Origin of the sequence: Hyphobacterium sp., assembly GCF_965229905.1 — a bacterium.
Taxonomy (GTDB): Bacteria; Pseudomonadota; Alphaproteobacteria; order Caulobacterales; family Maricaulaceae; genus Hyphobacterium.
The window spans coordinates 303,651-329,242 of the sequence record NZ_OZ245930.1; the positions used below are offsets into that span (position 1 = coordinate 303,651).

Below are 25,592 nucleotides of genomic sequence, written 5' to 3' on the forward strand. Positions count from 1 at the left end.
TTGGGGAGTTTTTAATGCGGTCTCTGCTTTTGTCTGCGGTCTATGTCACGGTTCTCGTCCCCGGCATATCCGTCGCGGCGACCTGTGCGATGTCGCAAGACGACCAGAGCGGGCTCCTGACCGCCGGAAATCCCGACGAACCAGTTTATATCGAAGCCGACACGCTGATCGAAGACCGCGATCGCGGCAGCTATATCGCGCGCGGCAATGTCGTCGCGCGGCAAAATGGCCGGACCGTTGAGGCTGATGAGCTGGAATATCGGCCGGGCGACAATCGCGTCATCGCGCGCGGCAATGTCGCCATCTTCTCCGACAATGCTCCGCCGCAATATGCCGACGAGATTCAGCTCGACGATGCGTTGGGCGAAGGCCTTGCGGTCGGGTTTTCAACCCTGCTGGAAAACAATGGCCGGGCCGCCGCCGCGTTCGCGGCGCGGCGCGCCGACGGCTCGCTAGAGCTGACCAACGCCTATTACACCGCTTGCCGGATCGGAACCGATGGCGATGCGCCGACCTGGCGTTTGCGCGCCGCCCGCGCCGTTCAGGATACGGAAGCGGAGATGATTTATTACCGCGACGTGCGGCTGGAAGTGCTGGGTGTTCCGGTCGCGTATGCACCGGCTTTTGCGCATGCGGACCCCTCGTCCGACCGGCGGTCGGGACTCCTGTTTCCGGCGTTTGGGGTTTCATCGCGCCTCGGCGCCTTCTACGGCCAGCCCTATCTGTGGGCGATTTCGCCCTATCAGGACCTGACCCTCACGCCGCGGATTATGGCCAATGCCAATCCGCTGATCGAGCTCGAATACCGCAAGCGCTTCTGGTCCGGCGATCTCGGATTTGAGACGAGCTATACGCGCGAACGCGATATCGACAGTGACGGTGAATTGCTCAATGACGCCGAGCACCGCTGGCATGTGTTCGGCGGCGGCGAGTTCGATCTAATGGAAGACTGGGTCTGGGGCTTCGGCGTCCAGTTGGCTTCCGGTGATTTCCACTTGCGGACTTACGACATCAGCGAGGTTTACGATGAGTATCCCGGCGTGCTGGAGCCCGCCCCGCGGCGGCTGATGAACCAGCTTTACGTGCAGGGGCGCGGCGAGCGGTATTATGCCGAACTCATCGGGGCCGGCGTGCAGAGCCTGCGCGAGAACGAAAACGACGACCGGCTGCCCATTATGGCGCCCCTCGGCGAGATGCGGATCACCTATCCGGCCGGCGAAGCGATGGGACGTTTGCGTACCGTCGCCTCGACCGCCGTACTGACACGTGATGACGGCGTCGATTATCAGCGCGCGTCGGCCTCGGTGGACTGGCAGGCCCAGTTTATCGCTCCGGCAGGGCTCGTCCTTGAGCCGTTCGCTGCCGGCCGCGCGGACTATTTCAGCTTCGATGATGTGCCCGGCGCCCTGCCGACCGATCCGACCACCGAGGAGTCCTTCGGCCGGTTTCTCGGATATGCCGGCGCAGAGCTTAGCTGGCCGCTCATCTCATCCTCGGGCGGTGCCGACACCATTCTCGAGCCCATGCTGCAGGGCCTCATCGCGAGCGATGCGAGCGAAGCCGACCGGATCATCAATGAGGACAGCCAGACCGCCGAGCTGGATGAAACCCTGTTGTTCGACCACAACCGGGCGACCGGATACGACCTTTGGCAGGACGGTACGCGGCTGACCTACGGTCTGCGCACAACAACATTCTGGGGCGAAAACAATCGCCTGCGCGGCTTCATCGGGCAGAGCCGCCGCCTTGATGGCGATCCGGTGTTTGCCGCGAATAGCGGGCTGTTCGAGGATGAATCCGACATCATCGTGGCTGGCGAGGTCGATCTGGGGAGTTTCTCGGTGGGTGCGCGGACGCGGATCGACTCCGATGACGGCACATTGAACCGGCTTGATCTGAATGCCAGCTTCACGAGCCGGCGTTTGACAGCGCAGGTCCGCTATTTCGGATTTGCCGATTCCCTTGGGCGCGCCGGCACAAGCGAAGAGCTCTTCCTGACCTCGCAGATCCACCTGACCGATAATTGGAGCCTGGTCTACAATCTGCGGCGCGATATCGATGCCCAGGTGGATCGGCGCGAACAGGTCGGTTTCCGCTATCGCGATTTCTGCACCGATCTTGAAGTTCTTTATCAGCGCGAGAACCTGAATGTCGGGGATTTGGGGCCTTCTGAATCGATTCAGGTCCGGATCACGCTGTTCACCCTTGGAGGCGTCGGCTCCGAATAGCAGCCCGCCGCCGCGACGCGCCGTTGCGTCGCGCGTGACTATCGGTATTTTCGAGCGCGAACAGACACGTATCGGCAAAAGTATGAAACGCAGCCTCACCGCATTCCTTGCCCTGGTGACGACCCTTTTCGGCGGTGCCGTCCATGCCCAGCAGGTAGAAGGCATTGCCGCGCTGGTGAACGATTATCCGATCACCACGATCGACGTGCGCAACCGCATGCGCCTGATCATTGTGTCCTCGGGCGTTCAGCCCAGCGAGCAGGACCTGTTGCGCATTCAGCAGGAAGCGCTGCGGTCGCTGATCGAGGAAACGCTACAGATCCAGGCCGCGCTGGAATACGATGTGGAAGTCGAGCCGGCCGAGATCGATGCGGCCATCGCCAACATTGCCGTCCAGAACAATGCCGATCCGTCGCAGATCGCCAACGAACTTGCCGCAAGCGGTGTCGATATCTCCACTCTGCGCCGCCAGCTCGAGGCGGAGATCGCCTGGCAGATCATTGTGAGCGGCGTCTACAGCAACCGAATCCGGATCTCGAACGAGCAGATCGAAGCGACGCTTGAGCGTGTCGCCGCGACCGCGGCGCAACCTCAATACCGCATCGCCGAAATCTTTATCGAGATACCCCTGTCGGCCGATGACTCCCAGGCGCAGCAGCGTGCCATCGCGGTGATGACGCAACTCTCGCAGGGCGCGCCTTTCCAGTCGGTTGCCCAGCAATTCTCGGATGCCCCGTCGGCCGCAAACGGCGGCGATATCGGCTGGATGCTCGAAGGCCAGATGCGCCCCGAAGTCGTGCAGATTGCGCGCATTCTCCAACCCGGACAGCTGTCGCGGCCCTTCCGGGTCCCGGGCGGGCTGATGATCATCGCGCTGATTGACCGCCGCGAAAGCTCGGCCACGCTGCAATATCAACTCATTCAGGCGACTCTGCCCGCAAGCCGTATCAATGACGAAAGCCGGGAAGATTTCGCGGATGCCGTGTCGCGGATCCGGTCGTGTGCTGGCATTGATGCCGCACTCGCAGGCGTGGACGGCGCGTTTTCGTCCAATCTTGGCGACGTCTCGCACGACGCCCTGCAGGCCGACATCGCAGACCGCTTGTCCAGTCTCGGCGAAGGCGAAAATACCGGCCTGCTCGATACCTCGGCGGGCTTGCAAGTATATTTTGTGTGCGACCGGACGATCGGCGGACCCGGCGTTCCCTCACCCGATGACATTGAGCGCCAGTTGCGCAATCAGCAACTCTCTTTGCTCGCGCGCCAGTGGCTGCGCAATCTGCGCCGCGACGCGACTATCGAAATCCGCTAATGGCCGCGCCGCTGGCGGTCACAATGGGCGACCCGGCGGGTGTCGGGCCGGATATTACGCTGGCCACCTGGCAGGCATTGAAAGCCAGTGGACCGGCATTCTTTGTGGCCGGCGATCCCGCGCTTTATGGCGATCATGCCGTCGCGATCGCCGAGCCGGAAGAAGCACAAGGGCTTTTCAATACGCACATTCCGGTGCTGCCTTTCCCGTTGCCGTCGGCAGCCATACCCGGCCAGCCCGATGCCGCCAACGCGCCGGCTGTCCTTGCCTCGATCGAGCAATCGGTCGCCCTGGTCCGGGCCGGCCAAGCCTCGGCCGTGGTGACCAATCCGATCGCAAAATCCGTGCTGTATACCGCCGGTTTCCGCCATCCGGGCCATACCGAATTCATCGCCGACCTGACCCGAAATATCGACCAACCGGGTCCGCGCGGGCCGGTCATGATGCTGGCCGGAAACCTCCTTCGCGTGGCGCTGGTGTCCATTCACAAGCCGCTCCGCACGATGCTCGACGAGTTGTCGGTCGATGCCATTGTACACACCGCCAAGGTCACAGCGGCCGCGCTGAAGTGGGATTTCGGGATCGCTTCGCCGCGCCTGGCTCTCGCCGGACTCAATCCGCATGCCGGAGAGGCGGGTTCTCTGGGCCGTGAGGAAATCGAGATTGTTCAGCCCGCAGCCGAGCAGCTAAGAGCCCAGGGCATCGATATCAGCGATCCGATGCCGCCGGATGCGATGTTTCATGCCGAAGCCCGCGCGCAATACGACGCCGCGGTCTGTCTCTATCACGACCAGGGGCTGATCCCCTTCAAGGCGCTGGATTTCTGGAGCGGCGTCAATGTCACGCTTGGCTTGCCGATCGTCCGGACGTCGCCCGATCACGGCACGGGTTTTGACATTGCCGGCCAGCGGATCGCGAAGCCCGACAGCCTGATCGCGGCCATCCGCATGGCCGCCGATATGGCTGCCCGGCGATCGTCATGAGGGAGCTTCCGCCGCTGCGGGAGATGATCGCCGAGTACGGGCTCAGGGCGGACAAGTCGTTTGGCCAGCATTTCCTGCTCGACCTCAATCTGACGGCCAAGATAGCCAGCCTTTGCGGTACCGTAACGGATGCGGTGTTGATCGAGGTTGGACCGGGACCGGGCGGACTCACGCGGCCACTCCTGGCCTTGTCGCCGAAGCGCATGGTGGCCCTGGAAATGGATGCCCGCTTCATTCCAGCGCTCGAAGCGACGGGTGACGCCTTTGACGTGCCATTCTCCGTGATCCAGGGCGACGCGCTGAAGGCCGACGAGGCCGGCATCGCCGCCGGCGAGCCCTGCGTTATTGCTTCCAACCTGCCCTACAATGTCGGCACCGCCCTGCTCATCAAATGGCTGAAGGCCGACCCGCTATTCTGGCGGCGCATGGTCCTGATGTTCCAGAAGGAAGTCGCCGAGCGTGTGGTTGCCCCGACCGGCAGCAAGGCTTACGGGCGGCTGGCGATCCTGACGGCCGCCGTCGCTTCGGCCCGCATCGCGCTGAAAGCCCCTGCCCGCGCCTTCACACCGCCACCGAAGGTCGACAGCGCGGTGGTGGTCTTCGAGCCATTGGCCGACGACAAACGATTCCGTGACCTTGCCGCGCTGGAAGTCGTCACCGAAAGCGCGTTCGGTCAGCGCCGGAAAACGCTCCGTAAAAGCCTTGGGGTTGCTGCCGGCAAGGCTGGTACATCCGCGGAAGCGCTTCTAACGGCTGCCGGGATCGATCCGGGCGCTCGTGCAGAAACGATTTCGCCCGAAGGCTTTTTCAAGCTCGCTGAGGCGTGGCGGGCCGCGCGGACCTAATCGCGTTCTCTCATCAACTCATCGACGAAACCGCGCAGCCAGGGCCGCCGGGCGCGCTTCAGGCGCTCGGCTTTCAGGATCAATTCAAGCTCTTCGAGCGCGCCTGAGAAGTCCTCATTGACGATGACGTAATCGTATTCCTCCCAGTGCGATATCTCGTCCTCGGCGCGCTGCATTCGGCCGTTGATGACATCGGTTGAATCCTGGCCGCGCTTGCGCAGCCGATCTTCGAGCAGCTTCATCGAGGGCGGCAGGATGAAGATCCGGACCACATCCCGCGGTGCTTGCTCGGCGAGCTGTTTGGCGCCCTGCCAGTCGATATCGAACACCACGTCACGACCTTCCGACAATGCGTCCTGCACCGGGCCCTTCGGCGTGCCGTAATAATTGTCGAACACCTTGGCGTGCTCGAAAAAATCGTCGCCCTCGAGCCGCCGCTCGAATTCAGCGTGATCGACGAAGAAATAGTCCTCGCCATCCTTCTCACCGGGACGCGGAGGCCGCGTGGTGGCCGAAATGGACAACACCACATCGGGATGATGCATGATCAGGCGTTTCGAAAGTGTCGTCTTGCCGGCGCCCGACGGGCTCGACAGGGCCAGCATCATGCCGCGGCGGCCACCCCTGTAACGGGGCGCCTTGGGGCGATCATTCGACATTCTGAACCTGCTCCCGGAACTGATCGACCGCGGCTTTCAGCGCCAACCCGATACGGGTCAGCTCGGAATCACCGGACTTGGAGCATAGCGTGTTGACCTCGCGATTGAACTCCTGGGACAGGAAATCGAGCTTGCGGCCCACCGGCGAGCCGCCCTCGATCAGTTCCCGGGCACTGACGAGATGCGCTTCCAGCCGGTCCAGTTCCTCGCGGATATCGGCTTTCACGGCCAGAATGGCGGCTTCCTGCGCCAGCCTGTCCTCGGGCAGGTCGCGGCCCAGCAATTCGGCAAGCTTGGCGCGGAATCGCTCAAGCATCTGCTCGGGCCGGTCAGCGGCCAGCTGAACTGCGGTTGTGCGCAATGCCGCAATCTCATCGAGTACGGTGAGCAGCATGCCCGAAAGGGCTGTCCCCTCGTCGTGCCGCGCGGCCGTCAGTCCTGCGAGCGCTTCGTCGAAAGCCTTGAGGATCGCGCCTTCCAGTTCGTCGCGGCTTTCCTCGCTACACTCGTCATCGCCCGCAAGAACGCCGCGCACGGTGAGCAGTCCATCGAAGGTAGGCCGCTGGGCGCGCCCAGCGGCGACATAGGGCTGTGCCACCTCGATCAGGGCGTCGATCAGATCATGATCGACCGACGGTCCGGCAACGCCGGCATCGCGGGCCACGGTGAGGCTGGCTTGCAGCGAGCCGCGATGCAGCGCGGCCTTGGTGCGATCCCGGGCCGCGAGTTCCAGCGCGTCATAGCCGGGCGGGGTCCGGAACCGGACTTCCAGGCCCTTGCCGTTGACGCTCTTGATCTCCCAGCCAATGGTCCAGGCCTCGTGCGTGGCGGACGCCCGCGCGAATCCTGTCATGCCGGACAGCGCGGCCATCACCGGCGCTCCCGTTCGATCCGCCGCCAATTCGCGACATTCCGCTGATGCTCGCGGTAGGTCTCGGCGAAGGCATGCCCGCCCGTCCCGTCAGCGACGAAGAAGAGATAGTCGGTATCCGGTGGGTTCAGCACCGCCGCGATGGCATCGCGGCCGGGATTGGCGATCGGCGTGGGTGGCAATCCATCAACGAAATAGGTGTTGTAGGGATTGTTGGCATTGTCGAGTTCCGAGCGGCGAATCCCGCGGCCCAGGGGCTCGCCCTGCGTGATGCCATAGATAATCGTCGGATCGCTTTCGAGGCGGATGCCACGGCGCAGCCGGTTGACGAAGACAGAGGCGACCAGCGGACGCTCCGATGCAACGCCGGTCTCCTTCTCGACGATTGACGCCAGGACGATCGCCTCTTCCGGCGTTTCGATCGGCAGATCCGCCGCGCGGTCCGGCCAGAGCTCGTCGAGCAGAGCCTGCTGATCCGCGCGCATGCGATCGAGAATGTCCTGTCGGCTATCGCCGCGGTGGAAGCTGTAGGTTTCGGGCAGCAGGGTGCCCTCCGCCGGTATCTCTGAGATCTCGCCGGTGAGCACCGGATTGTCGGTGAGAATGCGGACGATCTGGGCACTTGTCCGGCCTTCCGGCGCGGTGACGAAATACTGGATCGTGTCGCCTTCACGCAATTGCGTATAGATGTCGAGCATGCTGGCCCCGGCCGGTATGGCATATTCGCCGGCCTGCAGGTCGCGGTCGCCGCCATCGATCGTCACCCAGACGCGGAAGACGCGCGCATCGGATACGACGCCAGCCGTTTCCAGCTGCTGGGCGATAGCGATCAGCCCTGATCCGCGTGGCAACAGGACCACGGTTTCCTCGGTGGCGGGCCCTTCCTCCGCAACCTCGTTCTGGAGCCAGGTCCAGGCCAGCCAGGCCGCACCGCCTGCCAGAATCAGGCCTGCGGCGATCAAAATCAGCAGGCCTGTCAGCAGCCGGGCCAGAACGCCTTTTTTCTTTGCGGGTTGCTTGTCGGTCATGACGGCGGTCATTCGACGGCGCGGAAAATGACCGACGCATTGGTGCCGCCAAATCCGAACGAGTTCGACAGAGCCGCGCGGACCGGTTTTTCAACCGCGGTGTGCGGGGCCAGATTGATCGGCGTTTCAACCGAGGGATTGTCCAGGTTGAGCGTCGGCGGACAGATGCCGTCGCGGATCGCGAGAATCGAGAAAATCGCTTCCACTGCCCCCGCTGCGCCGAGCAAGTGCCCGACGGAGGACTTTGTCGACGACATGACGATATTGCCCGCGTGATCGCCGAACAGGCGTTCGACGGCTTTCAACTCAATCTCATCGCCCTTCGGGGTCGAGGTGCCGTGCGCATTCACATAGTCGATGCCGGACGGTGTCATGCCCGCATCTTTGAGCGCCGCCTGCATTGAGCGGAAACCGCCATTGCCGTCTTCGGCCGGTGCGGTGATGTGGAAAGCGTCGCCGGACATGCCGTAGCCTGCCACTTCGGCGTATATCGTGGCGCCGCGCGCTTTTGCGCTTTCATACTCTTCGAGCACCAGAACGCCTGCGCCCTCGCCCATCACGAAACCGTCGCGGTCGCGATCATAGGGCCGGGAGGCTTTTTCCGGCGTGTCGTTGAAGCCGGTGGACATGGCGCGGGCCGCGACGAAGCTCGCCACGCCCAGCCGGCAGATCGCCGCTTCGGCGCCGCCTGCCAACATCATGTCGGCATCGCCGTATCTGATCATGCGCGCGGCATCGCCAATCGCATGGGCGCCCGTCGAACAGGCTGTGACGACCGCATGATTTGGGCCCTTCAACCCATGGCGGATCGAGACCTGGCCCGAGATCAGGTTGATGATGATGCCGGGAATGACGAAGGGCGAGATGCGCCGCGGACCTTTCTCCTTTAAAAGGATCGAGGTCTCGTAAATGGTGCCGAGTCCGCCAGTGCCCGAGCCGATGAGGACGCCGGCGCGTTCGGCCTGCTCCTCGGTTTCGGCTTTCCAGCCGGAATGTTCGAGCGCCTGATCGGCGGCGGCAATGCCGTAGAGAATAAACTCGTCGATGCGCTTTTGCTCGCGCGGCGACATGACGGCGTCGGCATCAAAGGCGTGCGGATCGTCCGCACCGCCGCCGCGGCCGTCCTGTCTTGGAACAATGCCAGCGATCCGGCTACCCAGATCGCTGGCATCGAAATGTTCGATCGGACGAATGCCCGAAGCCCCGTCGATCAGACGTTTCCAGACAGGCTCTATCCCGCAGCCCAGCGGCGATACGATGCCCAGCCCGGTAACGACGACGCGGCGCATAATGATCCGTGCTTAGCCGGTTTTCTCTTTGATGAATTTCACAGCATCGCCGACCGTTTGGATGTGCTCGGCGGCATCGTCCGGAATTTCAATATCGAACTCTTCTTCGAACGCCATGACGAGCTCGACATTGTCGAGCGAGTCAGCGCCCAGATCATCGATGAAGGAGGCGTTTTCCGTGACCTTCTCTTCTTCGACGTCGAGATGCTCGACCACGATTTTCTTCACTCGGGCAAGAACGTCGGACATAAGCGATTCCCTTCTGCAATCCTTCGCAAAACCTTAGGCGGGGCTGGATAATCCGTGAAGCACCGATGACATGCACTTCATCCCCTCAAGACCGGAGAGCGGCACCTAGCATGCCCTTTTCAGCTTGGCCAGCCGCCATCGCTCCCGGTCTTATCCCTTCTAGATCATGGCCATACCGCCATTGACGTGCAAGGTCTGGCCCGTGACGTAACGGGCTTCCGCACTGGCGAGATAGACAACAGCGGCGGCGATGTCGTCTCCGGAGCCGAGATCGTTCATCGGGATTTTTGACAGGATGGCGGCGCGCTGATCGTCATTCAGCGCATCGGTCATCGGCGAGGCGATGAAGCCTGGCGCCACACAGTTCGCGGTCACGCCGCGCGCGGCCACTTCCTGGGCCAGCGATTTAGTGAAGCCGATCATGCCGGCTTTCGAGGCGCAGTAATTCGCCTGTCCCGGATTGCCCATCACACCGACGACAGAGGTGATGCCGATGATGCGGCCATGGCGCGCTTTCATCATGCCGCGCAGCGCCGCGCGAGACAGCCGGAAATAGCTTTCCAGATTGACCTTGAGCACCTGCTCCCAGTCCTCGTCCTTCATCCGCATCAAAAGGCCGTCCTTGGTGATACCGGCATTGGCGACCAGGATATCCAGCCCGCCCATCGCTTCGGCGGCCTGCTTGGGCAGGGCATCGACCGCTTCACCGTCCGAGAGGTTGCAAGCCGTGGCGTGAACGCGCTCGCCGAGCTCGGCCTTCAGCGCGTCGAGCTTTTCCTGCCGCGTGCCGGAAATCGTGACCGTCGCGCCCTGAGCGTGCAGCGCGCGGGCGATCGATCCGCCAATGCCGCCGGTCGCACCGGTCACAAGCGCGGTTTTTCCTTCGAGTGAAAACATCGGTTCTATCCTTTTAGCGAAGCGGCGAACGCTTCCAGATCGTCGGGCGTGATGAGCGCGGTGCCGGCCGCATCGGGAGCCGTCCGGCGCAGCATGCCGGTCAGCACCTTGCCGCCGGCTTCCGCAAACTGGGCAATGCCGCCTTCGCCCGCCATCCATTCGACGCTCTCGCGCCAGCGCACGCGGCCGGTGACCTGCTCAACGAGCAATTTGCGGAGGGCGTCCGGATCGCTTTCCGGACGGGCGCGGACATTGACCACCACCGGCACTTTCGGTGCCGCAATGTCGGCATTGGCGAGCGCTTCGGCCATCGCATCCGCCGCGGGTTGCATCAAAGAGCAATGGAAGGGTGCGGAGACTGGCAGGGTCATGGCGCGTTTCACGCCCCGGCCCTTGGCAAACTCGATGGCGGCATCCACCGCAGCAGCCGCGCCGGAAATCACGATCTGGCCCGGTGCGTTGTCATTCGCGAACTGGCAAACGCCGTGCTGCGCGCCGGCATCGGCGGCCGCCTGAGCGGTTTCTGGATCGGCCCCGATCAGGGCCGCCATGGCACCCTCTCCCACCGGCACCGCCGCCTGCATAGACTTGCCGCGCAATTTCAGGAGTTTGGCAGCATCGGTGATGGACAGTGACCCGGCAGCGGCCAAAGCGGAATACTCGCCGAGCGAATGCCCGGCGACATATTTCGCAGCCTCAACGCCGATCCCGAACTGGTCTTCCAGCACGCGCATCACGGCAAGCGAGGCGGCCATGATCGCCGGCTGCGCGTTTTCCGTCAGGGTGAGGTCTTCTAGCGGGCCGTCCGCCATCAGGTGAGAAAGCTTCTGGCCGAGCGCCTCGTCGACTTCGTCCAAGACGGCCTGGGCGGCGGGATAGGCGCCTGCCAGCTCGGTACCCATACCGACGGCCTGCGAACCCTGTCCCGGAAATACGAATGCCAGCGTCATTGTCTTGCGCCTCCTCGTCACTCTGGAGGCTTCGATAAACAGCGCGGCGTCTTTAATCAATCGTCAGAGGTCAGCCAAACGATCGCCTCGTCGCGGTTGCGGAACACACGGGAGTTCAGACCGGGCCCGGATGTCGCCAGCATCTCGAACAGTTTGATAATACCCAGATCGAGATCCTTCTCGACGAGGATCGCCTCCTTCAGCCCGGCCATCGCGCCCGAGCGGGCTTCCTTCATGGCGGGGATCAGAACATCCTTGTAGCCCTCGAAGGTGAAATCGCTGAAATCGGCATCCGCCGACGCAATGCCGAGAATCTGTGTCGACTTGTTGAATTCAGGGCGGGCCATGCATTCGGGTATGTAGGCCGCAATCTCCGCGACGGTCATCTTGCCCTGGGTGCGCATCTCGAAGACGTTCACATCGTCCAGGTATCGAATGGTGTAGGGCATCGCCCGGTCCCGCAGCTAACGCTCTCGAAAGCTGCCTGTTTCAGACAGCCAACTTAACATAGATCGTTTTCAATTGTAGGCAGTCCATCGAAATGACCACATCATGCGGGCGGGTATGGGTTGACGCGTCCGGTTCCTTCAAGCGTTAGAAGCAGGCCGAATACAGTTGGGAGCACGCCATGCGCCGCAAACCACCGCTCGCTGTCCGCTTTCTCTATGTCGTGCTTTTCCTGGCGGTTGGCGGAAGCGTTCTGATGGGCATCGCCTTGTGGGCCGACCCCATCAAGCGCTGCGAGGAACGCGGCGGCACGTTCCATATCGCCGGACGCTGGTGTGAGGAAGCGCCAGAAACCCCGTGAATTGTCACCGCGTCTCGTTTTGGCTAATTTAGGCAAATTAGCTAATCTGGGACAAGGCCATGAAGACCTACACGGCGACCGAGGCGAAAAACAAGTTCGGACAATTGCTGGATGATGCCCAGCGCGGGCCGGTTCGTATTGAAAAACACGGACGGGCATCGTCCTATGTGGTGTCCGAAGCCGACTATGAAGTCATCCAGGCGCAAAAGGAAAAAGCGCTGAAGGACATTCTCGACGCCAGCCAGCGCGATATCGATGCCGGGCGGACGGTTCCCATGGAACAGGTCCACGCCGAGATTCGCGAGATGCTCGAACAGGCCAAGCTAAATGCCGAGAGTTGACTATTCGGAGCGAGCCAGAGCGAACATCAAGCACATTGGCCGTTATACCATTCTGAATTGGGGCGCCTTCCAGGCCGACAAGTATGTGGGTGAGCTTTTGCAGCGGATCGAAAAGGCCATGGACTGGCCTGAAGGAGCGCCAGAAATAACCATCGGCGGCGAAATCATGCGCAAGCTGACTGTCGGCCATCATGTCGCCTATTATTCGATCGAACCGGACCGGGTGCTGATCCGGGCCATTTTGCATTTCAGTCAATTGCCGGACCGGCTGCGCGATTAGCCCCGCCCCACTTGCCACCAATCAGCCTTTCCTGTAAGAGCCGCCGCTTCGAACGGATGCGGTCCTTTCTCCCGCTTGTAACGTGCGCACAGGGCGCATGGGAAAAGGAGCCACCGCGGCACGGCCCGACCCTTCGGCCACGCTGCGCCGCACCCGCCAGAGAAGGGAGTACTCACATGGCTCTTTACGAGCATGTCTTTATTGCGCGCCCGGACATTTCGCCGGCGCAAATGGAATCGCTGACCGAAGAAATCCGCAGCCTCATCGAGGAAAAGGGCGGCAAGGTCGGCAAGACCGAATACTGGGGTCTGCGCAACCTCGCCTACCGCGTGAAAAAGCACCGCAAGGGGCATTACGGCCTCCTCGACGTCGATGCGTCTGCCGAGATCGTCAGCGAACTCGACCGGCGTCAGCGCCTTTCCGACGATGTCATCCGTCACATGACGGTGCGCGTCGACGAGCACCAGGAAGGTCAGTCGGCCATCCTGTCGAAAAAAGATGACCGGCGCCGCCGCGATCATCGCAACTAGGCCGAAGGAGACACGCAAATGTCTGATCTGAATATCTCGAATATTCCGGCCCGCCGCCCGTTCCAGCGCCGGCGGAAAGTGTGCCCGTTCTCCGGTGAACATGCGCCGAGGATCGATTACAAGGATCCCAAGCTCTTGCAGCGCTACATGTCGGAAAAGGGCAAGATCGTCCCGGCCCGCATCACCGCGGTTTCGGCCAAGAAGCAGCGTGAACTGGCCCGCGCCATCAAGCGTGCGCGTCAGCTGGCGATCCTGCCCTATGCGGTCGATTAAGGAGAGATACGATGCAAGTCATTCTTCTTGAACGCGTCGATAATCTGGGCGCCATGGGTGAAGAGGTCACAGTGAAGCCGGGCTATGCCCGCAACTTCCTCTTGCCGCAGGAAAAGGCGCTGCGCGCCACCGAAGCCAACCGCAAGCGTTTCGAAGCGCAACGCGAAGCTCTCGAGAAGCGTAATGCCGAACGCCGCGATGCGGCCGCCAGCTCGGCCAAGGGTATCGATGGCGAGACCTTCGTCATGATCCGCCAGGCCGGCGAAACCGGTCAGCTTTACGGTTCGGTCAATACGCGTGACATCGCCGAGGCGGTGTCCACCGATGAGGTCAAGGTCAGCCGCGCGATGGTCGTGCTCAACGATCCGATCAAGACGCTCGGTCTGCACGAGATCGAAATCAAGCTGCACGCCGAAGTGACGATCACCGTCACCATCAATGTCGCCCGCTCCGAAGAGGAAGCCGCGCGGCAGGCGGCCGGTGAAGACGTGATCGCGGCCCAGGCCGAGGAAGACCGCGCCATCGCCGAAGCGCAAGCCGCCGAGCTGTTCGAGGCCGGCGCCGAGCCGGAAGACCTTGTTGCGGCTGAAGAAAACGCCGAAGTCGAAGCCGAGGCTGCGGCTGAAGCTGACGAGACAGGCGACGAAGAGAAGGCCTAGCCCTTTTCGTTTCTGTACGGATAAAAGGCGGGCCGCTTCGGTCCGCCTTTTTTCTTGCCCTGCGACTCAAGTTATCCACAGATCGGCAATTTTCTGTTGGCGAACTGAAAAAGCTCAATGTCAATTGAAAAGACCGGCTTGTGACGTATTAGGACTTCGTTAAGAACCCTCTCATGGCATTGCATGACCTCCCCCATCCGGAAGACACCAGCGCGGACGCCGCCCCGCACAATATCGAAGCGGAACAAGCTTTCCTGGGGGCGCTCCTGTATGACAATGAGGTGTTGCACCGGGTCAGCGACTGGCTGAGGGCCGAGCACTTCTACGACCCGGTTCATGGCCGCATCTACCAGGCTACATCCGATCGCATTCAACGCGGCGCCCTCGCCGATGCCATTGTTCTTAAAACGGATTTCGAGCGCGATGGTGGTCTGAAGGAGATCGGTGGCGCGGCCTATCTGGCGCTTCTGCTGGAGAGCGCGTCGGACTCGGTCGCGGCGATTGAATACGCCCAGCTGATCTATGATCTGGCGCTTCGCCGCGCGCTCATCCGCGTCAGCGCGGAGCTCTCGCATGAAGCGACAGAAGCCACGCCGGAGACCCATGCCCGCCTGTTGATCGAGAGCGCCGAACGCAAGCTGTTCGAGCTGGCCGAGACCGGCGGCAATCAGCGCGGCTTTGTCAGCTTCAAGGAAGCGCTCACCGAATCTGTCGAGATGGCCGCGGCCGCCTATGAACGCGATGGCGGCCTGTCCGGGATATCCTCCGGCCTGACGGCCATGGATGAAAAACTCGGCGGTCTGCACTCGTCGGACTTGATCATCCTGGCCGGCCGGCCGTCGATGGGGAAAACCGCGCTGGCGACCAATATCGCCTTTGCGATTGCGCGGGCCTATCAGTATTCCACCCTGCCCGATGGCGCCAGGAAAACCGAGAAGGGCGGCGTGGTCGGTTTCTTCTCGCTGGAAATGAGTGCCGAACAGCTCGCCACGCGTCTGATCGCGGACTATACCGGCATTCCAGGCTACCAGATCCGGCGCGGCGATATTGACCCCGCGCAATATGAAGAGATCCGCGATGCGGTGCTCGAGATCCAGGGATTGCCATTATATATTGACGACACCGGTGGTCTCTCGATCGGGGCGCTGTGTGCCCGTGCGCGGCGATTGAAGCGCCTGCATGGCCTCGATCTCATCGTCGTCGACTATCTGCAACTGGTAACCGCTTCAGCGTCGAAGGCCGGCCAGGGCCGGGTGCAGGAAGTTTCCGAAGTCACCCAGGCGCTCAAGGCGCTGGCCAAGGAATTGTCGGTGCCGGTGATCGCCCTGTCGCAGCTCTCGCGCCAGGTCGAGCAACGCGACGACAAGAAGCCGCAACTGGCCGACCTCCGGGAATCGGGCTCCATCGAACAGGACGCCGACGTGGTAATGTTTGTTTACCGCGAGAGCTACTACAAGGAACGCGAGAAGCCGAAGGACGGCACGCCGGAATATCTCGCCTGGGAAGAAGAATTCCGGCAAATCGAGCGGCGCGCCGAGGTGATCATCGGCAAGCAGCGTCATGGCCCGATCGGCACAGTCGACCTCGCCTTCGATGCCGCCCGCACGAAATTCTCGGACCTCACGCGTGATGATCGCTATGAGAGCATCGCGCATTAAGGCGCATTCCGGATAGACAACTACGGGTTGAGTCGCTATTGTCCGATCGCATCAGAATTCCGCTGGAATTGCGAATGACAAGGAGCTTCGATTGAAGAAGGGTGTCATCCATCACGTAACGCCGAATATCAACGGCGGATGGAGTGTACGAAAATCGGGCGCCAGCAAGGCCATCCGCGTTTTCAAGAACAAGGATGACGCCATATCCTTTGCGAACCGGATTGCGAGAGATTCCGAGACGGGGCTCTTCATCCACAAGCGCGATGGCAGGGTCACGACATTCAAGACGTTTGAGAAAAAGCGCGCTTGATGACGTTCGAGACGAACGTTTTCTACAACTGCCCCTTCGACAAAGACTACAAGCCGATCCTCGAAGCGGTCGTATTCTGCCTGAAATACCTGCAACTGACTCCTCTGCTTGCATCGCAGGAGAACGATGGAGGTGAAAGCCGGGTCGACAAGATCTGCCGCCTCATCGCTTCGGCCAAATACGGCATCCACGATCTCTCGCGTATTCGCGCAAAGAAGAGGGGCGAAATTTTCCGGCTCAACATGCCGTTCGAACTCGGCATCGATTTCGGGGCCCGCCGACTGTACTCCGAAAAATATGGTGACAAGTCACTTCTGATTCTAGGAATCGAACCGTTTCGCTATCAAGCGGCGCTGTCAGATCTCGCGGGATCCGACATTCGCTCGCATGCGGGCCGGGCCACTGATGCTGTCGAAGAAGTGCGGAACTGGTTCTCGGCGAGACTGCCAGGCGAGACACCGGGGCCCTCTATGATCTGGGGGCGGTACAATGATTTTCGGGGCGAGAATTACATCCGATTGACTGAGCGGGATTTCAATAACGCGCAGATCAGCCGGCTGCCGATTTCAGAATTGATGTCCGACATGGACGATTGCTGCAGGATAATCGCTAACATCGGTTTTCAAGCGGTGAAGTGATTCGTTATGGCGCGTGGAGACAGCCAGTTCGTTTGCCAGTCCTGCGGGGCCGTCCACGCCAAGTGGGCGGGCCAGTGCAGCGATTGCGGCAGCTGGAACACGCTGGTCGAGGAAGTCGCTGCCGCGCCGCTTGGCACTCAGGCGAAACCCCGCAAGGCCGGGCGCCGCGGCGGATTGGAGCTTCTGCCATTGGCCGGCGAAGGCGGCGAACCGCCCCGCCATGAAAGCGGCGTCGCCGAGTTCGACCGGGTTTGCGGCGGCGGGCTGGTTCCCGGGTCGGCGTTGCTCGTCGGAGGCGATCCCGGCATCGGCAAGTCGACGCTGCTCTTGCAGGCGGTCGCCCAGCTCGCCGGATCGGGTGCCAAAACGGTCTATGTATCGGGCGAAGAGGCGATAGATCAGGTCCGCAGCCGGGCCCGCCGCCTGGGGCTGTCCGATCGGCCCGTCGCGCTCGCCTCGGAAACCTCGGTCGAAAACATTTTGGACGGGCTGAAGTCGGAAAAGCCTGACATTGCGGTGATCGATTCCGTGCAGACGCTGTGGACCGACCAGCTGGCGGCCGCCCCGGGCACAGTCGCCCAGGTCCGCGCTTGTGCACAGGAATTGGTCCGCTTCGCCAAAAAATCCGGCTGCGCTGTCATTCTGGTCGGCCACGTCACCAAGGACGGGCAGATTGCCGGGCCGCGCGTCGTTGAACACATGGTCGACGCCGTGCTCTATTTCGAGGGCGACCGCAGCCATCAGTTCCGCATCCTGCGGGCCGTCAAGAACCGGTTCGGACCGACCGATGAAATCGGCGTGTTCGAGATGGGCGATGCGGGCCTGCGCGAAGTGGAAAACCCTTCTGCCCTGTTCCTTGATGATCGCGGCGAGCCGACGCCGGGATCGGCCGTGTTTGCCGGAATGGAGGGCACACGTCCCGTGCTGACCGAGATCCAGGCGCTGGTTGCGGCCTCGCCGCTCGGCACGCCGCGGCGGACGGTCGTGGGCTGGGATTCCGGGCGGTTATCCATGGTGCTCGCCGTGCTCGAAGCCAGATGCGGGCTTTCTTTTGGCGGACGTGACGTTTATTTGAACGTGGCAGGCGGCTTGAAAATCGGTGAACCGGCCGCGGATTTGGCAGTGGCAGCAGCAATCGTGTCTTCCGCGCTCAACGCGCCCATTCCCGCCGACGCGGTCGTGTTCGGTGAAATCAGCCTGTCCGGAGATATCCGCGCCGTGGGACGCAACGAATCGCGCCTCAAAGAAGCGGCCAAGCTGGGTTTCGCCCAAGCGCTGGCGCCGATGTCGGCCAGCGAAGGCGCGCCGCCCGTTAAGGTCCGCGGCCTTGCCGGCGTGACCGATCTGGTCACCACCATCAGCGCCTGGCGGCAGGAGGATTAGATGATGGGCGGGCTGACACCGATTGACGGCGCCATCCTGCTGTTCATCGCCGCCTCCGCCTATCATGCGCTTGTGCGCGGTTTCGTCAGCGAAGCCCTGTCGATGACCGCCGCCATCGTTGCCGCCATTGCCGCGCTGTGGAGCCGGCCGCTATTTGTCACGCTGACCGATGATTTCGTGCCGGCCGGCTGGATCGCCAACCTGGTGACGCTGGGCGTGGTGTTCACGCTCGTCTTCATGGCCGTCAGCTTTCTGACGGCACCGATGCGCGCCAATGTGAAACGGGGCGACGAAGTCGGGTTTCTGGACCGCACGCTGGGATTTTTCTTCGGCATTGTCCGGGCTTTGTTGGCGCTCGGCTTTTTTCTCATCCTTTCCAGCCTGGCCAATTCGGGACAGCCGCCCAGCCAGCTCACGGATGCACGCCTCTATCCGCTGGTGAACACCTCGGCGCGGCTGCTGCAATCGCTGGCCCCCGGGGATTCGCGTATTGGGCAATCTGACCCTATATCTCCCGCCGACTCACCGGCGCGGCGGAACGAGGAATCGTATGACGACCGGGACCGCGACCGGCTTGACGATCTGATCGGCGATGCCAGCGAGGATGATGACGGATGAGATTTCCTGCTCCCCCGCTTCCCTATGATCCGGGCTCGGATCATCTAAGGGAGGAATGCGGCGTCTTCGCCGTTCACGGCGCCGAGGATTCGGCGCTGATGATCGCGCTCGGCCTGCACGCCTTGCAGCATCGCGGGCAGGAAAGCTGCGGCATTGTCACCCATGACGGCGCACGCGTTTATGCCGAGCGGCACATGGGTCTGGTCGGCGAGCATTTCGCGGAAGGCGACACGCACAAGCGATTGCCCGGCAAGATCGGGATCGGCCATGTGCGCTATTCGACCTCCGGGGCGACCGTGGTCCGCAATATCCAGCCGCTCTATGCCGATGTACGCGGTGGCGGAATCGCTGTCGCTCATAATGGCAATCTGACCAATGCGCGGACGCTGCGCGACGAGCTGGTCTCGAGCGGTGCGATTTTCCAGTCGACCAGCGACACGGAAGTCATTCTGCAGATCGCCGCGCGGTCGGCGCGAACCAGTTCGACCAAGCGTTTCCTGTCCGCCCTGAAACAGATCGAAGGCGCGTTCGCGCTGGTGGCCCTGGTCAATGGCAAGCTCGTCGTGGCGCGCGATCCATTTGGCATCCGGCCGCTCGTCCTTGGCGAGCTGGACGGGGCTACGATCGTCGCCTCGGAAACCTGTGCGCTCGACGTCATCGGCGCGAGCTATGTGCGCGATGTCGAACCCGGCGAAGCGATCATCGTCAGCGATGAGGGCATGAAGTCGGAACGCTTTGCGCCGACACGGACCGCCCGCACCTGCGCCTTCGAATACATCTATTTCGCGCGGCCCGATTCCGTCATTTCCGGGATCAGCGTCTATGAGGCGCGCAAGCGCATGGGCGCGCAGCTCTACAAGGACGCCCCGGCGGAAATCGATGTGGTCATACCGGTTCCGGATAGCGGCGTGCCGGCCGCGCTCGGTTATGCCCAGGCAGCGGGTGTGCCCTACGAGATGGGCATCATCCGCGGTCACTATGTCGGCCGGACCTTCATCCAGCCGACGCAGGCGAAACGGGATCTCGGTGTGCGCCGCAAACACTCCGCCAATCCGCCCGTCATCAAGGGCAAGCGCGTGCTGCTGGTCGACGATTCCATCGTGCGCGGCACAACCTCGCGGAAAATCGTCGAGATGATGCGCGAGGCCGGCGCGACGGAAGTGCATTTCCGGTCGGCCTGCCCGCCGATCAAGTTTCCGGATTTCTACGGCATCGACATGCCGAGCCGGACCGAATTGATGGCCTCGTCGCAGGAATGCGAGGACATGGCGCGCGCACTGAAAGCCGACAGTCTCGGCTTCCTGTCGCTCGACGGCCTCTATGAGGCGGTGCTCGGCGCCCCGCGCAACGACAAGGCACCGCAGCTCGCCGATCATTACTTTACCGGCGAATACACCACCCGGCTGCTCGACCATGAGCGGGCAGCGTCCGACAAGGACCGGCAACTTTCCCTGCTGGTTGATGCGTGAGATCCATGATGTTGAATGACAAGCTGGCGCTGGTTACCGGCGCATCGCGCGGTATTGGCCGCGCCATTGCGAAAGGTCTCGCCGCGGAAGGTGCGCATGTCATCGTGACCGCACGCACGCAAGGCGGGCTCGAAGACCTCGACGATGAAATCAAGGCCGCGGGCGGCAAATGCACGCTGGTGCCGCTTGACCAGATGGACCCCGAGGGCATCGAGAAGCTGGCGCAGATCGTCGACGAACGCTGGGGCAGACTGGACATTCTGGTCGCCGCTGCCGGTCAGCTCGGCGAACTGACACCAGCCTCACAGGTTACGGCCAAGACCTGGAACGAAGTGCTGGGCGTTAATGTGATCGCGCCGGCGCGGCTGATCCGCGCATTCGAACCGCTGTTGCTGAAGTCCGACGGCGGCCGCGCCGTTTTCCTGACATCCGGTGCCGCGAAGTCCTGCCGCGCCTATTGGGCGCCCTATGCGGCCAGCAAGGCGGCGCTCGATGCGCTGGTGACGTCGTGGGCGGACGAGCATGACAAATCGTCCTTGCGCATCAATCTCGTCAATCCGGGGCCGATGAAAACGGCGATGCGCAAGAAGGCCTTCCCGCAGGAAGACGAGAGCAAGCTGGCCAAGCCGGAAGACATTTTGCCGCTGGTCCTGTCGCTGGTCGGCGATGACACAACCCGCCATGGCGAGTGGATCGACTTTCCAACGGAGGGGTAGGGCTAAGAAGTTGGATTTCTCCCCCCGTTCACGGGGGAGTGTCGCGAAGCGACGAGGGGGGCCTGCCCCCTCCGCCTCGCATCCGCTCGGCACCTCCCCCGCAAGCGGGGGAGGAAAATCACTGCCACCTCACCCCTTCGCGCAGGGATTCTTTCCTGACTTTCTGTTCAGCCGGATCGGGACACCGGACGCCTTAATCCTCTGAAACAAAACGTAAAACCTGTGTCCGGACACGATATTTGTATTTCCGGGCACGTATTCGGTTACATTTCGATCTGGGAAACGCCATCTGGATTGAGCCATGAAAAATGACGATCCGAAACAGCGCGAGCCGAAAAAGACGGTCTCGATCGAAGTTCGTGTCAGCGAGGAGGACAAGCACGCCTTCTGGGATGCCTGCCGCGCTGCCAATCAGCCCGCCAGCGCCGTACTGCGCCGCCTGATGGGATTGTTCGTGGCTTTTCGAAATCTAAGACAAAGGATGTTTGCCATGATGACCCGCGTTTCCCGCCGCCCCGTCAGTGCGGCACTGGCCGGCCTGGCTTTGGCCGTCAGCCTGTCGCTCAGCCTCTTGCTCGCCCCCGTCGCCGCCGCCGATGTCAGGTTGACCTACCAGGTCGTCGTCGAGGACGGAATCGGTCAAATCGTCTCGCAAGGACAAGCTGTCTTCGACGTCCATGCCGGGGACGCCGACATCATCAGCGATACGCTCGGTGAAGACGTTCGCTATGCCTTTGCGGCGCAAGCTTGCGATCCCGCGACGGAAACGTCCTGTGCCGAAGGCGGTGCGATGGTTCATTTCAGCATCTGGGAATCCCGGAATGGCGAAGATGTCGTCGCGATTGAACGCGGCATTGCCGTCGTGCCGAGTGGTGAAACCCGGTTCGAAACGGTCCTGAGCGATGGCCGCGTCCTGTCCGTACTTTTCCTGCCTCAAGCGTGATTGCGCCGGGGCGCGGCGCCGGCCCTATTTCTTCGCGTAGGGGTTTTTCTGCGATTTCACGATCAGCCGGATCGGCACGCCGGGCATGTCGAACGCCTCACGGATGCCGTTGACCAGATAGCGCTTGTAGCTTTCCGGCAGATCGCCGGCGCGCGAGCACATCAACACGAAGGTCGGCGGGCGCGACTTGGTCTGCGAGAGATAGCGCGGCTTGATGCGCTTGCCCTGGACGGCGGGCGGCGGATGGCGCGCCGTCATCTCCTGCAGCCAGTCATTGAGGTCGCGGGTTTTGATCTTGGCGGACCAGTCGCGGTGCAGGCGGGTGACCGCCGGCATGATATCCTCCAGCCCCTTGTTCTTGATCGCGGAGACCGGGATCAGCGGCGCGCCCTTGGCCTGCGGCAGCAAGCGTTCGAATTCGTACTGCAATTCCTTTAGGGCTGCCTGGCGGTTGGGGACGAGATCCCATTTCGCCAGCACCATGACCAGCGCCCGCCCTTCGCGCAGCACAAGGTCGGCGAGCGTGAGATCCTGTTTCTCGAACGGGTGTTCGGCATCGACCAGCAAGAGCACCACTTCGGCAAACTTGATGGCGCGCAGCGTGTCGGCCGCGCTCATGCGCTCCAGGCGGTCATTGACCTTGCCCTTCTTGCGCAGGCCGGCCGTGTCGTGCAGGCGCACGCGCTGGCCGTCCCATAGCCAGTCGACGGCGATGGCGTCCCGCGTCACGCCGGCCTCCGGTCCGGTGATCAGGCGGTCTTCGCCGATCAGGGCGTTGATCAGGGTGGACTTGCCGGCGTTCGGCCGGCCGATCACCGCAATGCGCAGCGGCGGCTCGTCCTCTCGGTCCTCGTCAAGGCGATCATAATCGCCGAGCTCTTCCGACAGGCGGACATGGAGATCGCCCATGCCTTCGCCATGGGAGGCGGAAATGGCTACCGGTTCGCCGAAACCGAGCGCATAGCTCTCGGTAATACCCTCCATGCCGGCGCGGCCTTCGGCCTTGTTGGCCACGAGGATGACCGGTTTACCGGCGCGGCGGATGACATCACCGAATGCCTGATCGAGCGCCGTAATCCCCTCGCGCGCATCAATCACGAACAGGCAGACATCGGCCTCACGCAGCGCGGCGTCGGTCTGAGCGCGCATGTCGGTGCCGAGCTTGGTGGCATCGGCGTCGTCAAATCCGGCGGTATCGATCAGGCGAAGCGGAATATCGCCGAGACGCCCCCTCGCCTCGCGGCGGTCGCGGGTGACGCCGGGGCGGTCGTCGACAATGGCCAGCGGCTTGCCCGCCAGCCGGTTGAACAGGGTCGACTTGCCAACATTCGGGCGGCCCACCACCGCAATTGTGGGGACAGCCATGACGATTAGCGCAGCGCGATCAGGCGCGCCTCATCGGTCACGACGTAGATCGTTTCGTTGACGATGATGGGCGCGATGAAGACCGGGTCGCGGAGATTCATCTCGCGCAGCACCGATCCGTCGGTAGCCGACAACACGACGGCGCGGCCGTTCGAAGCGGCCAGGAACAGCCGGCCACCCGCCAGAACCGGACCGGCCCAGGCCAGACGTTCGCGGCGGCTCTGCTCGCGCTGATAGATCTGCAATTGCGTGATCCAGCGGATTGTGCCGGTCCGGCGTTCAAGGCAAACCACTTCGCCGTCCGTGGTCACCAGGAACAGGAAGTCGCCCGCAACCCATGGCGCATGAAGCCCGCCGGCGGGCTGGGTCCAGATGCGTTCACCGGTGCGCAGATCGAACGCCGCCAGGATGCCGGAATGGCTCATGGCATAGACCTGATCGTCGACGATGACCGGGCTGCCGGCGACATCGTTGATCGCGGAGATTGGCGTCAGCCCCCCCTGGCGGGTCAGCGCGTCATTCCAGATCGGGTTGCCGTTTTGCAGGCGCAGCGCCGTCAGCTCGCCCGACGCATAAGGCGCCACAACGGTTTCGCCATAGACCGCGACGCTGGGCGCCGTGATGAGCCGCGCCGGCTCGGCGATGCCCTGGTGGTTCCAGATCACCTCGCCATTGTCCTGGTCGATCGCATAGAGCTCATTGTCGTCGGTCGACACGAAGACATTGCCATTCACCGCCGTTGGCGAGGAATGGAACGGCGTCAGCGAGCTCGTGCGCCAGATCTCGGCGCCGTTCGTGGCGTCAAGCGCGGCCAGGAATCGGCGGCCGGTGTGCACGAAAAGACGGCCATTGTCGTAAGCCAGCCCGCCGCCAAAACCGATCCGGTCGCGCCGGTTGTCGGAGCGGATCCGCTGCTCCCAGATCTCGCGGCCGGATTCCGGATCGAGCGCATAGACACGGTCGGCGGCATCGAGCACGTAGATCCGGCCATCGGCGAAGATCGGGCGGGCATTGATGCGGCTGGAGCGGTCCGAGCCTTCGCCAAAGCGGCGGCGGAACATGATGTCGAGATTGCCGCTCGCCTGCGTGTGCTGCATGGCGTGGGTCGGGTAACCATCGGGCTGGGCCCAGATCGTATTTGCATACGCCGTCGGCAATTCAATCGGCTGAAGCGCGGCTTCCGGATCGGCCTGCAGGGATTGTTCGAAGGACAGGATCGATACGCGGTCGTCGATAGCCGGCGCGTTGGGATCGTCGGTTTCCGGCGCACGGAACACGTTGAAACGCGAAGCAGTTTCCGACACGGATGAGCAGGCCGCGAGACCAAGCAGCGCGACCAGAAGCAATGCGCGGGCGGATTGAGTCAGTGTCATCGCGTCAGTCCTGTCCGTCATCATCATTGGAAGTGTCGAGCACGGCAGCCGCATCGGGCTGCGCCGGGGAATCTACCGACAGGCTCGCCGCCGCGTCGGACTGTGTTTCGTCCGCTGCATTGAAATTGAACTGCGGTGTTTCATCATCCGCCGAAGCCGGTGCCGCGTCAGCTTCCGGCGCGGCGGTTTCGTCCGTTCCGCCCTCGGTCGCCTCAATCCGGTCGATCAGCGCGAGCGCCGCCTGGGCGCGGGCCGCAACCGGCAAGCTCAAGGCGTCCAGATCATTCGCGATGGCTTCGTATTCCAGCCGCGCCCGCTCAAGATTGCCCGTGTCGAAGGCTTTGGCCGCCACCACTTCCATCGCCAGCAGGCGGTAAGGGCGTTCCGGCTGCATGGTTTCGCCGAGCCGGTTATCGAGATCATCGGTCGAAAGTTCGTCGAACAGGGCCATCGCGGCTTTAACGCGCGCGAGATCGGCGAAGGCCTGCACCGTGAAGCGCTCGGCAGCCTGCTCGAACATGTATCCGGCACCGGCATTATCGCCGTTCTGCAGCAACAGCTCGCCGCGTTGCATGAGGGCCAGTCCGGCATAGCCCGGCGAGGCCTCGTCCACGAGCTGCTGGAGGGCAAGGTCGGCGTCGTCATAGCGTTCCGCTTCGACGAGATCGAGTGCCGCGAAATACTGATCCGACTCGCTCCATGCGGACTGCCGCTGGAGATAGGACCATCCCTGCCAGCCCGCGGCGCCAAGCACGACCGCCAAGGCCGCGGCGAGCGCCAGCGGCCCCCATTTGCGCAGGAGTTCGTTATACTTGTCCTTGCGAAGTTCTTCTTCGACTTCGTGGAAGATATCGGCCACGGAAAAACGCCCTGATTTCTCTGGTCAATTGGTGCGGGACACTAGCCGCGCCGATGCG

General features: G+C 62.6%; 29 protein-coding genes. 18 read left to right on the top strand and 11 right to left on the bottom strand.

Features of this window, described 5'->3' with window-relative positions; genetic code table 11:
• The first annotated feature begins 14 nt into the window (after positions 1-14).
• The 4 genes from ACO08C_RS01550 to rsmA all read left to right on the top strand — a co-directional run bounded on the left by ACO08C_RS01550 (position 15) and on the right by rsmA (position 5,368).
• Positions 15-2,228 (top strand): LPS-assembly protein LptD, encoded by a 2,214-nt coding sequence (locus ACO08C_RS01550; RefSeq protein WP_421786927.1) that lies wholly within the window; start codon positions 15-17, stop codon positions 2,226-2,228.
• Positions 2,229-2,310: 82 nt separating this feature from the next.
• On the top strand, positions 2,311-3,540 hold the full coding sequence (locus ACO08C_RS01555; RefSeq protein WP_421786929.1) for a peptidylprolyl isomerase: 1,230 nt from the start codon (positions 2,311-2,313) through the stop codon (positions 3,538-3,540).
• Positions 3,540-4,523, top strand: a complete 984-nt coding sequence (gene pdxA / locus ACO08C_RS01560) for a 4-hydroxythreonine-4-phosphate dehydrogenase PdxA (protein ID WP_421786931.1) — start codon at positions 3,540-3,542, stop codon at positions 4,521-4,523. The genes ACO08C_RS01555 and pdxA overlap by 1 nt, the downstream gene beginning before the upstream one ends.
• The gene (gene rsmA, locus ACO08C_RS01565; RefSeq protein WP_421788747.1) at positions 4,514-5,368 is read left to right on the top strand and encodes a 16S rRNA (adenine(1518)-N(6)/adenine(1519)-N(6))-dimethyltransferase RsmA; all 855 of its coding nucleotides are present in this window, start codon (positions 4,514-4,516) and stop codon (positions 5,366-5,368) included. The genes pdxA and rsmA overlap by 10 nt, the downstream gene beginning before the upstream one ends.
• Here rsmA and gmk read toward each other — a convergent pair.
• From gmk to ACO08C_RS01605, 8 genes are all read right to left on the bottom strand, one after another.
• Positions 5,365-6,027, bottom strand: coding sequence for a guanylate kinase (gmk, locus tag ACO08C_RS01570; RefSeq protein WP_421786933.1), 663 nt, complete (start codon positions 6,025-6,027; stop codon positions 5,365-5,367). The two genes, rsmA and gmk, sit on opposite strands and share 4 nt — an antisense overlap.
• On the bottom strand, positions 6,017-6,898 hold the full coding sequence (locus tag ACO08C_RS01575) for a YicC/YloC family endoribonuclease (RefSeq protein ID WP_421786934.1): 882 nt from the start codon (positions 6,896-6,898) through the stop codon (positions 6,017-6,019). Before ACO08C_RS01575 ends, gmk begins: the two co-directional genes overlap by 11 nt.
• Positions 6,898-7,926: an endolytic transglycosylase MltG gene (gene mltG, locus ACO08C_RS01580; RefSeq protein ID WP_421786936.1), complete on the bottom strand. Its 1,029-nt coding sequence runs from the start codon at positions 7,924-7,926 to the stop codon at positions 6,898-6,900. The genes ACO08C_RS01575 and mltG overlap by 1 nt, the downstream gene beginning before the upstream one ends.
• Positions 7,927-7,934: 8 nt before the next feature.
• The gene (gene fabF / locus ACO08C_RS01585) at positions 7,935-9,215 is read right to left on the bottom strand and encodes a beta-ketoacyl-ACP synthase II (RefSeq protein ID WP_421786938.1); all 1,281 of its coding nucleotides are present in this window, start codon (positions 9,213-9,215) and stop codon (positions 7,935-7,937) included.
• 12 nt (positions 9,216-9,227) lie between these two features.
• Positions 9,228-9,464: an acyl carrier protein gene (locus tag ACO08C_RS01590; protein ID WP_421786940.1), complete on the bottom strand. Its 237-nt coding sequence runs from the start codon at positions 9,462-9,464 to the stop codon at positions 9,228-9,230.
• A gap of 159 nt (positions 9,465-9,623) precedes the next feature.
• Complete coding sequence (gene fabG, locus ACO08C_RS01595) at positions 9,624-10,361, bottom strand: 3-oxoacyl-[acyl-carrier-protein] reductase (RefSeq protein WP_421786941.1); 738 nt, start codon at positions 10,359-10,361, stop codon at positions 9,624-9,626.
• A gap of 5 nt (positions 10,362-10,366) precedes the next feature.
• Positions 10,367-11,311 (bottom strand): ACP S-malonyltransferase, encoded by a 945-nt coding sequence (gene fabD / locus ACO08C_RS01600; protein WP_421786943.1) that lies wholly within the window; start codon positions 11,309-11,311, stop codon positions 10,367-10,369.
• 56 nt (positions 11,312-11,367) lie between these two features.
• Positions 11,368-11,760 carry a hypothetical protein gene (locus ACO08C_RS01605; protein WP_421786945.1) on the bottom strand — a complete coding sequence of 131 codons (393 nt, stop codon included), beginning with the start codon at positions 11,758-11,760 and terminating at the stop codon, positions 11,368-11,370.
• 179 nt (positions 11,761-11,939) lie between these two features.
• On the opposite strand from ACO08C_RS01605, the gene ACO08C_RS01610 reads away from it, so the two are divergent.
• From ACO08C_RS01610 to ACO08C_RS01675, 14 genes are all read left to right on the top strand, one after another.
• Positions 11,940-12,119 carry a hypothetical protein gene (locus tag ACO08C_RS01610; RefSeq protein ID WP_421786947.1) on the top strand — a complete coding sequence of 60 codons (180 nt, stop codon included), beginning with the start codon at positions 11,940-11,942 and terminating at the stop codon, positions 12,117-12,119.
• Between the two features lie 59 nt (positions 12,120-12,178).
• Positions 12,179-12,460: a type II toxin-antitoxin system Phd/YefM family antitoxin gene (locus ACO08C_RS01615; RefSeq protein ID WP_421786948.1), complete on the top strand. Its 282-nt coding sequence runs from the start codon at positions 12,179-12,181 to the stop codon at positions 12,458-12,460.
• On the top strand, positions 12,447-12,740 hold the full coding sequence (locus ACO08C_RS01620) for a type II toxin-antitoxin system RelE/ParE family toxin (protein ID WP_421786950.1): 294 nt from the start codon (positions 12,447-12,449) through the stop codon (positions 12,738-12,740). Before ACO08C_RS01615 ends, ACO08C_RS01620 begins: the two co-directional genes overlap by 14 nt.
• A gap of 176 nt (positions 12,741-12,916) precedes the next feature.
• A complete protein-coding gene (gene rpsF, locus ACO08C_RS01625) occupies positions 12,917-13,270 on the top strand; it encodes a 30S ribosomal protein S6 (protein ID WP_421786952.1) in 354 nt (117 codons plus the stop codon).
• A gap of 18 nt (positions 13,271-13,288) precedes the next feature.
• On the top strand, positions 13,289-13,543 hold the full coding sequence (gene rpsR / locus ACO08C_RS01630) for a 30S ribosomal protein S18 (protein ID WP_421786954.1): 255 nt from the start codon (positions 13,289-13,291) through the stop codon (positions 13,541-13,543).
• Positions 13,544-13,554: 11 nt separating this feature from the next.
• Complete coding sequence (gene rplI, locus ACO08C_RS01635; protein ID WP_421786956.1) at positions 13,555-14,202, top strand: 50S ribosomal protein L9; 648 nt, start codon at positions 13,555-13,557, stop codon at positions 14,200-14,202.
• Positions 14,203-14,375: 173 nt separating this feature from the next.
• Positions 14,376-15,860 (top strand): replicative DNA helicase, encoded by a 1,485-nt coding sequence (locus ACO08C_RS01640; RefSeq protein ID WP_421786958.1) that lies wholly within the window; start codon positions 14,376-14,378, stop codon positions 15,858-15,860.
• Positions 15,861-15,951: 91 nt separating this feature from the next.
• Complete coding sequence (locus ACO08C_RS01645) at positions 15,952-16,170, top strand: DUF2188 domain-containing protein (protein WP_421786959.1); 219 nt, start codon at positions 15,952-15,954, stop codon at positions 16,168-16,170.
• Complete coding sequence (locus tag ACO08C_RS01650) at positions 16,170-16,808, top strand: hypothetical protein (protein WP_421786961.1); 639 nt, start codon at positions 16,170-16,172, stop codon at positions 16,806-16,808. Before ACO08C_RS01645 ends, ACO08C_RS01650 begins: the two co-directional genes overlap by 1 nt.
• A gap of 6 nt (positions 16,809-16,814) precedes the next feature.
• The gene (gene radA / locus ACO08C_RS01655; RefSeq protein ID WP_421786963.1) at positions 16,815-18,191 is read left to right on the top strand and encodes a DNA repair protein RadA; all 1,377 of its coding nucleotides are present in this window, start codon (positions 16,815-16,817) and stop codon (positions 18,189-18,191) included.
• A complete protein-coding gene (locus ACO08C_RS01660) occupies positions 18,192-18,809 on the top strand; it encodes a CvpA family protein (RefSeq protein WP_421786965.1) in 618 nt (205 codons plus the stop codon).
• Positions 18,806-20,278, top strand: a complete 1,473-nt coding sequence (purF, locus tag ACO08C_RS01665) for an amidophosphoribosyltransferase (protein ID WP_421786966.1) — start codon at positions 18,806-18,808, stop codon at positions 20,276-20,278. Before ACO08C_RS01660 ends, purF begins: the two co-directional genes overlap by 4 nt.
• A gap of 5 nt (positions 20,279-20,283) precedes the next feature.
• Positions 20,284-20,994, top strand: a complete 711-nt coding sequence (locus ACO08C_RS01670) for an SDR family NAD(P)-dependent oxidoreductase (protein ID WP_421786968.1) — start codon at positions 20,284-20,286, stop codon at positions 20,992-20,994.
• Between the two features lie 301 nt (positions 20,995-21,295).
• On the top strand, positions 21,296-21,937 hold the full coding sequence (locus ACO08C_RS01675) for a hypothetical protein (protein ID WP_421786970.1): 642 nt from the start codon (positions 21,296-21,298) through the stop codon (positions 21,935-21,937).
• 24 nt (positions 21,938-21,961) lie between these two features.
• On the opposite strand, the gene der is transcribed toward ACO08C_RS01675, so the two are convergent.
• Genes der through ACO08C_RS01690 form a run of 3 tightly spaced genes read right to left on the bottom strand, consistent with a single transcriptional unit; the run spans position 21,962 to position 25,534 of the window.
• Positions 21,962-23,302: a ribosome biogenesis GTPase Der gene (gene der / locus ACO08C_RS01680; protein WP_421786971.1), complete on the bottom strand. Its 1,341-nt coding sequence runs from the start codon at positions 23,300-23,302 to the stop codon at positions 21,962-21,964.
• 5 nt (positions 23,303-23,307) lie between these two features.
• A complete protein-coding gene (locus ACO08C_RS01685) occupies positions 23,308-24,675 on the bottom strand; it encodes a PQQ-binding-like beta-propeller repeat protein (protein WP_421786973.1) in 1,368 nt (455 codons plus the stop codon).
• A 4-nt stretch (positions 24,676-24,679) separates the two neighbouring features.
• Positions 24,680-25,534: a tetratricopeptide repeat protein gene (locus ACO08C_RS01690; RefSeq protein ID WP_421786975.1), complete on the bottom strand. Its 855-nt coding sequence runs from the start codon at positions 25,532-25,534 to the stop codon at positions 24,680-24,682.
• Positions 25,535-25,592 lie beyond the last annotated feature (58 nt).

What these genes read in the sequence shown, in the direction of transcription:
- pdxA (WP_421786931.1), top strand. Translation starts at nt 3,540, where the DNA reads ATGGCCGCGCCGCTGGCGGTCACAATGGGCGACCCGGCGGGTGTCGGG.
- purF (WP_421786966.1), top strand. Translation starts at nt 18,806, where the DNA reads ATGAGATTTCCTGCTCCCCCGCTTCCCTATGATCCGGGCTCGGATCAT.
- ACO08C_RS01615 (WP_421786948.1), top strand. Translation starts at nt 12,179, where the DNA reads ATGAAGACCTACACGGCGACCGAGGCGAAAAACAAGTTCGGACAATTG.
- fabG (WP_421786941.1), bottom strand. Translation starts at nt 10,361, where the DNA reads ATGTTTTCACTCGAAGGAAAAACCGCGCTTGTGACCGGTGCGACCGGC.
- ACO08C_RS01590 (WP_421786940.1), bottom strand. Translation starts at nt 9,464, where the DNA reads ATGTCCGACGTTCTTGCCCGAGTGAAGAAAATCGTGGTCGAGCATCTC.
- radA (WP_421786963.1), top strand. Translation starts at nt 16,815, where the DNA reads ATGGCGCGTGGAGACAGCCAGTTCGTTTGCCAGTCCTGCGGGGCCGTC.
- ACO08C_RS01550 (WP_421786927.1), top strand. Translation starts at nt 15, where the DNA reads ATGCGGTCTCTGCTTTTGTCTGCGGTCTATGTCACGGTTCTCGTCCCC.
- gmk (WP_421786933.1), bottom strand. Translation starts at nt 6,027, where the DNA reads ATGTCGAATGATCGCCCCAAGGCGCCCCGTTACAGGGGTGGCCGCCGC.
- ACO08C_RS01605 (WP_421786945.1), bottom strand. Translation starts at nt 11,760, where the DNA reads ATGCCCTACACCATTCGATACCTGGACGATGTGAACGTCTTCGAGATG.
- ACO08C_RS01555 (WP_421786929.1), top strand. Translation starts at nt 2,311, where the DNA reads ATGAAACGCAGCCTCACCGCATTCCTTGCCCTGGTGACGACCCTTTTC.
- ACO08C_RS01640 (WP_421786958.1), top strand. Translation starts at nt 14,376, where the DNA reads ATGGCATTGCATGACCTCCCCCATCCGGAAGACACCAGCGCGGACGCC.
- ACO08C_RS01650 (WP_421786961.1), top strand. Translation starts at nt 16,170, where the DNA reads ATGACGTTCGAGACGAACGTTTTCTACAACTGCCCCTTCGACAAAGAC.
- fabF (WP_421786938.1), bottom strand. Translation starts at nt 9,215, where the DNA reads ATGCGCCGCGTCGTCGTTACCGGGCTGGGCATCGTATCGCCGCTGGGC.
- mltG (WP_421786936.1), bottom strand. Translation starts at nt 7,926, where the DNA reads ATGACCGACAAGCAACCCGCAAAGAAAAAAGGCGTTCTGGCCCGGCTG.
- ACO08C_RS01620 (WP_421786950.1), top strand. Translation starts at nt 12,447, where the DNA reads ATGCCGAGAGTTGACTATTCGGAGCGAGCCAGAGCGAACATCAAGCAC.
- ACO08C_RS01660 (WP_421786965.1), top strand. Translation starts at nt 18,192, where the DNA reads ATGATGGGCGGGCTGACACCGATTGACGGCGCCATCCTGCTGTTCATC.
- ACO08C_RS01670 (WP_421786968.1), top strand. Translation starts at nt 20,284, where the DNA reads ATGATGTTGAATGACAAGCTGGCGCTGGTTACCGGCGCATCGCGCGGT.
- ACO08C_RS01575 (WP_421786934.1), bottom strand. Translation starts at nt 6,898, where the DNA reads ATGGCCGCGCTGTCCGGCATGACAGGATTCGCGCGGGCGTCCGCCACG.
- der (WP_421786971.1), bottom strand. Translation starts at nt 23,302, where the DNA reads ATGGCTGTCCCCACAATTGCGGTGGTGGGCCGCCCGAATGTTGGCAAG.
- fabD (WP_421786943.1), bottom strand. Translation starts at nt 11,311, where the DNA reads ATGACGCTGGCATTCGTATTTCCGGGACAGGGTTCGCAGGCCGTCGGT.
- ACO08C_RS01685 (WP_421786973.1), bottom strand. Translation starts at nt 24,675, where the DNA reads ATGACACTGACTCAATCCGCCCGCGCATTGCTTCTGGTCGCGCTGCTT.
- ACO08C_RS01675 (WP_421786970.1), top strand. Translation starts at nt 21,296, where the DNA reads ATGAAAAATGACGATCCGAAACAGCGCGAGCCGAAAAAGACGGTCTCG.
- ACO08C_RS01610 (WP_421786947.1), top strand. Translation starts at nt 11,940, where the DNA reads ATGCGCCGCAAACCACCGCTCGCTGTCCGCTTTCTCTATGTCGTGCTT.
- rplI (WP_421786956.1), top strand. Translation starts at nt 13,555, where the DNA reads ATGCAAGTCATTCTTCTTGAACGCGTCGATAATCTGGGCGCCATGGGT.
- rpsR (WP_421786954.1), top strand. Translation starts at nt 13,289, where the DNA reads ATGTCTGATCTGAATATCTCGAATATTCCGGCCCGCCGCCCGTTCCAG.
- rpsF (WP_421786952.1), top strand. Translation starts at nt 12,917, where the DNA reads ATGGCTCTTTACGAGCATGTCTTTATTGCGCGCCCGGACATTTCGCCG.